Raw genomic sequence first — 10,081 nt, 5'->3', positions numbered from 1 at the left:
CTCGTCGCGCTCGGCGGCTGGGCCATCGGCATGCGCAACATGATCATCTACGAGCTGGAGTCCGACTACTCCTCGTACCTCTCCGCCCTCGGCGCACCCCAGCGGCTCATCCGGCGCTACGCGTTCCGCAATGCGGTGCTTCCCCAAGTCACGGGTCTCGCGCTGCAATTGGGTGTGCTGGTCGCGGGAGCGCTGGTCACCGAGATCGTCTTCGCCTATCCCGGGCTCGGCTCGCTCATCCTCGCCGCCATCCAGAACCAGGACTTCTTCCTGCTCCAGGGCGCGTTCCTCTTCATCGTCATCGGCGTGCTGATCGCCAACTTCGTCATCGACGTCGTGTACGTCCTCGTGGACCCCCGCACCCGTACCGGCATGGCAGGAGGCCAGTCATGAGCGCACCGCCCGGACCGGCCGGGAACGACACCGGCCCCGCCGCCACCCCCCTGGAGAACGCGACCCCCCTGGAGAGGAAGGCGGCCGGCCCCGCGCGCGAGACCCTGCACTACGCCGTCCGCAACCCGAAGCTGCTCATCGGCTTCACCGTCGTCGCCCTCCTCCTCGCCGTCGGGCTCTTCGGCCCGCCGCTGCTGGACACCACCGACCCGAACGCCTACGGCGGCCCGCAGGCCGCGCCGCCCGACTCCACGTACTGGATGGGCACCACCACCTTCGGCCAGGACGTGTACGCGCAGTTCGTGCACGGGCTGCGCGCCACCTTCCTGGTCGGCGCGGTCGGCGGGGCCATCGCCGCCGTCGTCGCGATGCTCGTCGGGTTCTTCGCCGGTTACCGGGGCGGGGTGCTGGACGAACTCCTCACCATGGTCACCAACGTGGTGCTGGTGATCCCGGCGCTCGCGGTGCTCCTCATCATCAACGCGTACCTCGGGGTGCGCTCGGTGCCCGTACAGGGCGTGTTCATCGGGCTCACCTCCTGGCCCTGGGCGGCCCGCGCCATCCGGGCGCAGACCTTCACCCTGCGCACCCGCGAGTTCGTGGACCTGGCCCGGCTCAGCGGCAACGGCACCTGGCGGATCGTGTTCCGCGAGATCGCGCCCAACATGAGCTCCTACCTCTTCATGATGTTCATCCTGCTCTTCGGCGGCTCCGTCCTCATCGCCTCCTCGCTCGACTTCATCGGCCTCGGACCGACCGGTGGCGTCTCGCTCGGCCTGATGCTCCAGAGCGCCCAGCAGTGGAGCGCGCTCCAACTCGGCATGTGGTGGTGGTTCGTACCGCCCGGCGCCGGGATCACCGCCATCGTCGGCGCGCTCTACGTCGCCAACGTCGGCCTCGACGAGGTCTTCAACCCGAAGCTGAGGGAGTCCTGAGCACATGACGCTGACCGTCACCGACCTGCGGGTCCACTACCGCACCCTGCGCGGCGAGGTCCGGGCGCTGGACGGCGTCGGCTTCGACGTGGCCGACGGCGAGATCCTGGGCCTGGCGGGCGAGTCCGGCTGCGGCAAGACCACCCTCGGCAAGTCCCTCATCCGGCTCGACGGCCGGATGCGGCACGCCGGCGGCACCGTCACCCTCGACGGCGAGGACGTGCCCATCGCCGACGACCGGGCGATGAACGCCTTCCGCTTCCACCGGATCTCGCTCGTCCCGCAGTACTCGATGAGCGCCCTCAACCCGACCCGGCGCATCGGCCGCATGATCCGCGAACTCCTCGCCTCGCGCGGGGTGAGCGTGGACACCGCCGAACTCCACCGCAGGCTCGACCTGGTGGGGCTGGAGCGAGATGTCCTCGACCGCTACCCGATCGAGCTCTCCGGCGGCATGAAACAGCGCACCGTCATGGTGATCTCCACGCTGCTCGACCCCGCCGTCCTCATCGCCGACGAGGTCACCTCCGCCCTCGACGTCTCCACCCAGAAGGCCGTCGTCACCGCGCTCACCGGACTGCGCGACGCGGGCCTCGTCACCAGCATGCTCTTCATCACCCACGACCTGGCCCTGACCTCGCACATCGCCGACTCGATCATGGTGATGTACGCGGGGAAGCTCGCCGAGAAGGCGCCGACCCGGGTCCTGACCTCCGAGCCCCGCCACCCGTACACCCGGATGCTCCTCGGCTCGCTCCCCGAGGTCGGCGTCCGCCACCGGGACCGCCCGCTCAGCGGCATCGCCGGCTCCCCGCCCTCGCTCCTCGACCCGCCGGCCGGCTGCCGCTTCCGCGACCGCTGCCCGCTCGCCGACGCCGGATGCGCCGAGGAGCCGCCGGTCGTGGAGATCGCCCCCCGTCACTCCGTCGCGTGCTGGAAGGCATGATGCTGACCCTCGACCGAGTCACCAAGACCTACCGCGCGGGCGCCTTCGGCGGCGGCTCCGTCACCGCCGTCGACCGGGTCTCCTTCGACGCGGCGCCCGGCGAAGTCGTCTCCCTCATCGGTGAGAGCGGCAGCGGCAAGTCCACCATCGGCCGCATGATCCTCGGCCTCACCCAGATCTCCGGCGGCAGCCTCACCCTGGACGGCGCCCCCGTCCGCCCGGGCAAGGACTTCTACCGCCGCGTCCAGGGCGTCTTCCAGGACCCCTTCTCCTGCTACAACCCCGTCTTCAAGGCCGACCGCGTCTTCGACATGATCCGCCGCGCCTACCACCCCGGCGTCCCCGACCGGGAGTGGACCGACCGCGTCGAGAAGGCCGTGACCGACGTACGCCTCGACCCCGGGCAGGTACTGGGCCGCTACCCGCACCAGCTCAGCGGCGGTCAGCTGCAGCGCCTCCTCATCGCCCGCGCCCTCCTGCTCGATCTCAGCTTCCTCGTCGCCGACGAGATCACCAGCATGCTCGACGCGTCCACCCGCATCGACGTCCTCAACCTGCTGGCCGGACTGAAGGAACGCGGACTCGGCGTCCTCTACATCACCCACGACCTCTCCCTCGGCACCTACCTCGCCGAACGGACCGTGGTGCTCCGCCGGGGCCGGGTCGTCGAACGAGGCGACACCCAGAAGGTGTTCGGCAACCCCCTGCACCCGTACACCCGGACCCTGCTGGCCGCCGTGCCCCGGCTCAACACCCCCTGGGACCCGCCGGAGCCGGTGGAGAGCTGCGCGTACCACCGGGGCGCGGCGGAGACCGACGGCTCCGCCGGGCTGCTGCGCGAGGCGGAGGAAGATCACTTCGTGGCCTGTGCCGGACTCCCCGACTGCGGAAGGATCAGCGCGTGACCCTCCACCGACTGCCCCTCGCCGAAGGCTGGACGCTGCGCCCGGACGGGCCCGTCCCGCTGACCTTCCCGGCCGGCGGCATCCCCGCCACCGTCCCCGGCTGCGTCCACACCGACCTGCTCGCCGCCGGGCTCATCGACGACCCGTACCTGGACGACAACGAGAAGCGGCTCGGCTGGATCGGCCGCACCGACTGGACGTACCGCACCACCTTCCACCACGCCGCCGCCGGTGCGGACCCCGCCGACCTCTGCTTCGACGGCCTCGACACCGTCGCCACCGTCACCCTGAACGGCACCGAACTCGGCCGCACCGCCAACCAGCACCGCTCCTACCGCTTCCCCGCCGAACATCTGCTCCGCGAGGGCGACAACACCCTGGAAGTCCGCTTCACCGCCCCGTACGCCTACGCGGAAGCACTCCGCGAACGGCTCGGCGACCGCCCCGGCGCCTACACGGAGCCGTACGCCTTCATCCGGAAGATGGCCTGCAACTTCGGCTGGGACTGGGGCCCGACCCTGGTCACCTCCGGCATCTGGCGCCCTGCCGCGCTGGAGAGCTGGACCGGCCCCCGGATCGCCGGGGTGAAGCTGCTCGGCGACGTGGATCCGGACGGCGTGCCGAGGCTCTCGGTGACCCTGACGGTGGACCGCCGGGGCGCGGGGGGCGACGGCGGCGGAACACTCACCGCCACGGCCGAAGTCGCGGGCAAGCTACACACGTTCACCGTCCCCGCAGGGGCGACGGAAGCGACCCTCGTGGTGCCCGTACCGCAGGCCGAACGGTGGTGGCCGCACAGCCACGGCGAACAGCCGCTCTACGCCGTCGAGGTCCGGCTCGGCGCCCACGTCCGGCAGGGCAGGACCGGCTTCCGCACGGTCGCGCTGGAGCGGGAGGCGTTCCGGATCGCCGTCAACGACGAGCCGGTGTTCGTCCGGGGCGTGAACTGGATTCCCGACGACTGCTTCCCGTCCCGCATCACCCGGCAGCACCTCTCCGACCGGCTCGACGAAGCCGTCGCCGCCGGGGTCAACCTTGTCCGGGTCTGGGGCGGCGGCCTCTACGAGAGCGACGACTTCTACGAACTCGCCGACGAGAAGGGCCTCTTGGTCTGGCAGGACTTCCCCTTCGCCTGCGCCGCCTACCCCGAGGAACAGCCGATCCACGACGAGGTCGCGGCCGAGGCCCGCGAGAACGTCGCCCGCCTCGCCCCGCACCCCTCGCTCGTCCTGTGGTGCGGCAACAACGAGAATCTGGAGGGCCACGCCGACTGGGGCTGGGCCAAGGAGCTGGGGAGCCGCACCTGGGGGTACGGCTACTACCACGAGCTGCTCCCCGCGATCTGCGCCGAACTCGACCCCACCCGCCCGTACTGGCCCGGCTCGCCCTACTCCGGGTCACCCGACCTTCCGCCCAACGAACCCACCCTCGGCACGGTCCACCTCTGGGACGTGTGGAACCGGGTCGACTACCGCCACTACGCCGACCACGCGCACCGCTTCGTCGCCGAGTTCGGCTTCCAGGGCCCGCCCGCGTACGCCACCCTCCGGCGCGCGATCAGCGGCGAACTCGCGCCCGGCGCACCGTACGTGGCCCACCACCAGAAAGCCGAGGACGGCGACGCCAAGCTGCTGCGAGGGCTCGGCGACCACCTCCCGCAGCCCGGAGGTACCGGCGCCGCCTCCTTCGACGACTGGCACTGGCTCACCCAGCTCAACCAGGCCCGCGCCGTCGCCTTCGGTATCCGGCACTTCCGCTCGAACACCCCGTACTGCATGGGTGCGATCGTCTGGCAGCTCAACGACTGCTGGCCGGTCGTCTCCTGGTCCGCCCTCGACGGCGACGGCCGCCGCAAACCTCTCTGGTACGCCCTGCGTTCGGTCTACGCCGACCGCCTCGCCGTCCTGCGCGACGCCACCCTCCACCTCGTCAACGACGCCGCCGAACCCTGGGACGGCACCCTCCACCTGACCCGGCACGCGCTCGACGGCACGGTGCTGGCCGAGGAGCGGCTGCCCGTCGCCACGGCCGCCCGGGACGTCACCCGCGTACCCCTCCCGCCGTCCGTCGCCACCCCCTCCGATCCCGCGCGCGAGCTGCTGACGGTGCGGCTCGGGGAGGTGCGGACCGTGGAGTTCTACGCGGAGGACCCCGCCGTGGACCTGCCCCCGGCCCGCTGGACGGCCACCGTCACCCCGGACCCGCACGACCCCGCCGGTTACGAGGTGCGGGTGACGGCCCACACCCTCCTGCGCGACCTCGCGCTCTTCCCGGACCGGCTGGACCCGGCGGCCCGGGTGGACGACATGCTCATGACCCTGCTGCCGGGCGAGACCACCGTCTTCCGTGTCACCGGAGCCCGCCTCGACGACCCGGAGGCCCTCACCCGGAAGCCGGCCTTGCGCTGTGTCAACGACGCGTGGACGACATGACCGGCTGACCGGGGGAGGGACAGGGGTGGCGAGGCCCTGGCGAACGGTGGTGGAGGTCCGGCGGATTCGCCCGTAAGAGTGCGGCGACTTTCCGTCAATCCCGTTCGCCGGGGAGAGGGACCATGATCGGGTCGGGTGCATGGTCATGACCCCGGGACATGGTCTGACGCACCATCAAGCGATCAATAAAATAAGACAACATCGCGCTACTGCGCCGCTGGTGGGGGGTGCCCCCCGATAGGGTCGAGTCCCGACGCGGAGCCGCGCGCCAGCCCGGGTGGTGGAACGCAGACACGGCGAGCTTAAACCTCGCTGCCCCTCGGGGGCGTGCCGGTTCGAGTCCGGCTCCGGGCACCCATTCCCATCGCGGCTCCGACCCTGGGAGAGGGGTCGGGGCCGGTGATGGGGCGCGACGGGACAAACGCACTCAAGTCGGCGGAGTCCCGCAATCGTCGCAGTACCTGATCGCTGCGGCGGCACGTGATCACCGGTGTGTCCGGCGAGCCGCTGCCGCGTCGTCGGCGAGGGCTGCCGCGCGGACAGGGTTTCGGCCATCCCGCCCCGACCCGAATCCAGGCACCCTCCGGATGCCGAATCCCTACGTGACCAAACGAAGTGAGGGACCTCGCGCGGCGGAGCCCGATGCCGCATATCGTGCCTATCTGACGCATACCATCCAGTGCCCGACCTGCCGCGCAAGCGAACGCTGCGCCGCCGCGTCGCGTCTGGCCGAGGAATGGCGGAGGCTCCGATGATCTGTGTGGACTGCGATCAGGCCATCCTCGGCCGGGCCGTGCTGGTGTCGGAGGTGGACAGCATGTCGGGGGCGCGGGCCGATGCCTACGCCCACCCGCCGAACTCGCCGGAGTGCGTGCCCCGTACGCCCGGTAAGACGAAGCTGCGGCGCCTCATCGACGGCGGGGTGGGACCGGGCGCCGGAGCGGGGTGACCGACTGCCGTGACGACATCCGGCTCCGGTGAAATTCGGCTGCGTCGGGGCCGGTCGAGCCGCACCATGGGGCGATGCGGAAGATTCCCACACTGTTCCTGCGCGACTTCGCGAGCCGCCCGGCGGGCGTACTTCCCGAAGTGACGGTCGGCTGCGGCTGGGTGCTCGCCGGAGAGGGCGTGGCCACGCGCAAGTACGACGGTACGTGCGTGCGGACGGACGAGGCGGGGGCTTGGTGGGCGCGGCGCGAGGTGCGGCCGGGCCGGGACGCGCCCCCGGAGTTCGTACCGCTGTCCACGGATCCGGCCACCGGGAAGACGGTCGGCTGGGAGCCGGTCGCGCGGTCGTCGTTCGCGAAGTTCCACGCGGAGGCGCTGGCCGGGGGCGGAGGGCAGGAGTGGCCCCCGGGGACGTACGAGCTGATCGGGCCGAGGATCAACGGGAACCCCGAGCGCAGCGGTACGCACCGGCTGGTCGAGCACGCCACGGCCGAGCAACTCGACGTGGTGGAGCTGACGTTCGAGGGAATCCGCGCTCGCGTACGCGCGCTGGCCTCGGCCGACGGGTGCGAGGGCATCGTGTGGCACCACCCCGACGGGCGGATGGCGAAGATCAAGGCCAGGGACTTCCCGGCGGGCCCGGGCCGGAGGCCGTGAGCCCGGCGGCCCGAAGGGCTCCGCGCCCCCCGGCCGACGCGCTCACGGCCTCGGCCAGGGCCTTCCGCCGAGGCGTTCGAGGTCGGTGTTGAAGCGGCGGAGGTAGCCGGCGAAGGCGGCGACGTCCTCGCTCGGCCAGTCGACCATGACCCGGCCCAGGGAGGCGATCGTCCCCTCGCGTTCCTCGTCGAGTATCCGGCCGCCCTCGGCGGTGATGCGGAACTTCCGGGCCATCCCGCCCGCCGGGTCGGGGATGCGCTGCACGAGTCCGGCGTGCATGGCCGCCCTGGTCTGGCGGTTGAGCGTCGAGACGTCGAGGTCGAACGCCTCGCTCAACTCCCCGATGGACATGGGACCTTGAACGCGGATGCGGCTGAGCAGGATGTACGCGCTGCGCTCCAGGACGCCGTCCTCGCGCCGGCCCTTCCGGTGGTTCAGGAGCCCGTGGCGGCTGAGTAGCATCTGCTCGTACTCGACGTGCTCGACGGCCCTGTCCATGGGTGCGATGCCTCCAACTTCCTGCGGTTTCCTGCCGGGCCGGTGTGGCGTCGCCCCGGGGTGACCGGGCCGTGTCCGCCCCGTCCCGTCGTGCGGTCGGCGCCCGGCGCGACACCTCGCGGCGTTGTCGGATCGCCCGTGTGCATCCCGTACGCGGGCGAACCTCCGCGCCGCGACGCACCGCACCGGACATCGCCCGGTGATCCGACGCCCATGGTCGGACACGGCCCGGGGCTCCATCTTGGCACAGGGTGTGCATCAAGCACATCACATGCATAATGCAATGGGCATGCATGATGCTCCACTGTGCCCCGCCCCGCTCCAGCCCGCCCGATTTTCGTCCCGGACCTCCCGTCCCGACCCATCGAGGAATCGCGTTATGGACGCCCCCCAGCCCACGGCCCGCACAGGCGGCGTGATCACCACGCTGGCCCTCGCCGGCACCGCCGCCGCGATCATGCAGACCCTGGTCACCCCGCTGATCGCGGAGCTCCCCCAGATCCTGAACACCTCGTCCTCGAACACGGCCTGGGTGATCACGGTCACGCTGCTCGTCGCGGGCGTGTGCGTGCCGGTCACCGGCCGCCTCGGCGACCTCCTCGGCAAGCGCCGGATGCTCCTGGCGTGCGCGGTCCCGCTGATCGTCGGCTCCGTCGTCTGCGCGCTGTCCTCCTCCATCGTGCCGATGATCGTCGGCCGTGGTCTCCAGGGCATGGGCATGGGCATGGTGCCGCTCGGTATCGCGCTGCTCCGTGACGTGGTCCCCACCGAGAAGCTCAGCGGCTCGATCGCCCTGGTCAGCGCCTCCATGGGCATCGGCGGCGCGCTCGGCCTGCCGATCTCCGCCGCCGTCGCCGAGTACACCAGCTGGCGCGTCCTGTTCTGGGGCTCCGCCGCACTCGCGCTGATCGTCGCCGTGCTGATCTACACCTTCGTTCCCGACGTCCCGGCCGGTGCCAAGGGCCAGCGGTTCGACGCACCCGGAGCGATCGGGCTGGCCATCGGCCTCGTCTCCCTGCTGCTCGCGATCTCCAAGGGCGCCGACTGGGGCTGGGGCTCGGGCACCACTCTCGGCCTGTTCGCCCTGGCGGTCGTCGCCCTGGGCGCCTGGGGCTACTACCAGCTCCGCACCCGTGACCCGCTGGTCGACCTGCGGACCACCGCCCGCCCGCGCGTCCTCATGACCAACATCTCCTCGATCCTGGTCGGCGTCGGCATGTACTCCTTCATGCTGATCGCCCCCCAGCTCCTCCAGTTCCCCGAGGCCACCGGCTACGGCCTGGGTCAGTCGATGCTGGCGTGCGGCCTCTGGATGGCCCCCGGTGGCGTGATGATGATGATCGTCTCGCCGCTCGGCGGAAAGCTGATCAACGCCCGCGGCCCGAAGATCGCGCTCGTCCTCGGCGCGCTCGTCATCTCCGCCGGCTACGGCCTCTCCCTCGTCCTCATGGGCTCCGCCTGGGGCCTGATGATCGTCGGTATCGTCATCAACAGCGGTGTCGGCCTCGCCTACGGCGCGATGCCCGCCCTGATCATGAGCTCGGTCCCGATCTCCGAGACCGCCGCCGCCAACGGGTTCAACACCCTGATGCGCTCGCTCGGCACGACCATCGGCTCCGCCGTCATCGGTGTGGTCCTCGCCCAGATGACCATCAACCTCGGCGGCCACTCCCTCGCCTCCGAGAACGGCTTCCGCGTCGGCCTGACGGTCGGCTGCGCCGTGGCCCTGATCGCCGCCGCCGTCGCCGCGTTCATCCCGGGCCTCGTCCGCCCGGCCGAAGGCAAGGACGAGGCAGGCTCCGCCCCGGTCGAGAAGGCAGCCGTCGAGGCCGCCTGACCCGCCGCCCGAAATCCCGCGAAGCCGGGGCCCCGCACTCTCGGAAGTGCGGGGCCCCGGCTTCGTTCGTCCGGACCCCGGCCGGGGGTTACCGCCTTCGGCCGGGGCTCCACGCGTAGGAGCCCGGCGAGGTCTCGACGACCTCGCGCGGCCACGTCGCCCGGACCCGCTCCAAGCGCTCCCGGTGCTCGGCGATCCAGCCGTCCCGGGGCCGCGTTCCCCACTGGGCCGTCAGGCGATCCGGGTCGTCGACCTCGATCGACAGCCAACTGCCGTCCTCGTGGGCGTGGATGCCGAGCCCCGGTGCGCCGTCCCCGCCGAGGGACGCGGTCCCGCCCGGCACCAGGCCGGTCAGCTCCCGCTCCCAGTGGTCCAGGTCCGCCGGCAGGAGGTGGAAGCCGAGCCGGGCGTCGACGAAGTCCGCGGAGAGCAGCACCACCGCGCACAGGACGTCATGGCCGGTCAGCACGCCCGGCTGCAGGCGCCCCGTGACGCGTACGACGCAGCTGTTCCCGTCAGGGTCGGCGAGG

At 71.5% G+C, this 10,081-nt stretch carries 10 protein-coding genes and 1 tRNA gene; 9 read left to right on the top strand and 2 right to left on the bottom strand.

The genetic code is table 11. From position 1 onward, the window contains the following. The 8 genes from ACWD3D_RS27190 to ACWD3D_RS27155 all read left to right on the top strand — a co-directional run. Window positions 1–393: ABC transporter permease subunit (locus ACWD3D_RS27190; RefSeq protein WP_451463421.1), on the top strand; the 393-nt coding region annotated here is incomplete at its 5' end. Then, window positions 390–1,328: an ABC transporter permease gene (locus ACWD3D_RS27185; protein ID WP_451463420.1), complete on the top strand. Its 939-nt coding sequence runs from the start codon at window positions 390–392 to the stop codon at window positions 1,326–1,328. The genes ACWD3D_RS27190 and ACWD3D_RS27185, both read left to right, overlap by 4 nt. Before the next feature lie 4 nt (window positions 1,329–1,332). Further along, window positions 1,333–2,274 (top strand): ABC transporter ATP-binding protein, encoded by a 942-nt coding sequence (locus ACWD3D_RS27180; RefSeq protein ID WP_387370574.1) that lies wholly within the window; start codon window positions 1,333–1,335, stop codon window positions 2,272–2,274. After that, the gene (locus ACWD3D_RS27175) at window positions 2,259–3,179 is read left to right on the top strand and encodes an ATP-binding cassette domain-containing protein (protein WP_451463419.1); all 921 of its coding nucleotides are present in this window, start codon (window positions 2,259–2,261) and stop codon (window positions 3,177–3,179) included. The genes ACWD3D_RS27180 and ACWD3D_RS27175 overlap by 16 nt, the downstream gene beginning before the upstream one ends. Next, window positions 3,176–5,611 carry a glycosyl hydrolase 2 galactose-binding domain-containing protein gene (locus ACWD3D_RS27170; protein WP_451463418.1) on the top strand — a complete coding sequence of 812 codons (2,436 nt, stop codon included), beginning with the start codon at window positions 3,176–3,178 and terminating at the stop codon, window positions 5,609–5,611. Before ACWD3D_RS27175 ends, ACWD3D_RS27170 begins: the two co-directional genes overlap by 4 nt. A 271-nt stretch (window positions 5,612–5,882) precedes the next feature. After that, window positions 5,883–5,965: transfer RNA gene (locus tag ACWD3D_RS27165), tRNA-Leu, on the top strand. A 397-nt stretch (window positions 5,966–6,362) separates the two neighbouring features. Next, entirely contained in the window at window positions 6,363–6,560 is a 198-nt protein-coding gene (locus ACWD3D_RS27160) for a hypothetical protein (RefSeq protein WP_451463417.1), read from the top strand. A 74-nt stretch (window positions 6,561–6,634) separates the two neighbouring features. Next, window positions 6,635–7,216 carry an RNA ligase 1 family protein gene (locus ACWD3D_RS27155; protein ID WP_451463416.1) on the top strand — a complete coding sequence of 194 codons (582 nt, stop codon included), beginning with the start codon at window positions 6,635–6,637 and terminating at the stop codon, window positions 7,214–7,216. Window positions 7,217–7,258: 42 nt separating this feature from the next. Here the strand turns inward: ACWD3D_RS27155 and ACWD3D_RS27150 are convergent, their stop codons facing one another. Then, window positions 7,259–7,714, bottom strand: a complete 456-nt coding sequence (locus ACWD3D_RS27150; RefSeq protein ID WP_451463415.1) for a MarR family winged helix-turn-helix transcriptional regulator — start codon at window positions 7,712–7,714, stop codon at window positions 7,259–7,261. Window positions 7,715–8,093: 379 nt separating this feature from the next. On the opposite strand from ACWD3D_RS27150, the gene ACWD3D_RS27145 reads away from it, so the two are divergent. Then, window positions 8,094–9,551: an MFS transporter gene (locus tag ACWD3D_RS27145; RefSeq protein WP_451463414.1), complete on the top strand. Its 1,458-nt coding sequence runs from the start codon at window positions 8,094–8,096 to the stop codon at window positions 9,549–9,551. Window positions 9,552–9,639: 88 nt separating this feature from the next. Here ACWD3D_RS27145 and ACWD3D_RS27140 read toward each other — a convergent pair. Beyond that, window positions 9,640–10,081 (bottom strand): DUF5959 family protein (locus ACWD3D_RS27140; RefSeq protein ID WP_451463413.1); only part of this gene is annotated, 442 nt, incomplete at its 5' end.

It is taken from the genome of Streptomyces sp. NPDC002690 (assembly GCF_053592415.1).
This window is presented reverse-complemented; position numbering and strand designations above follow the sequence as displayed.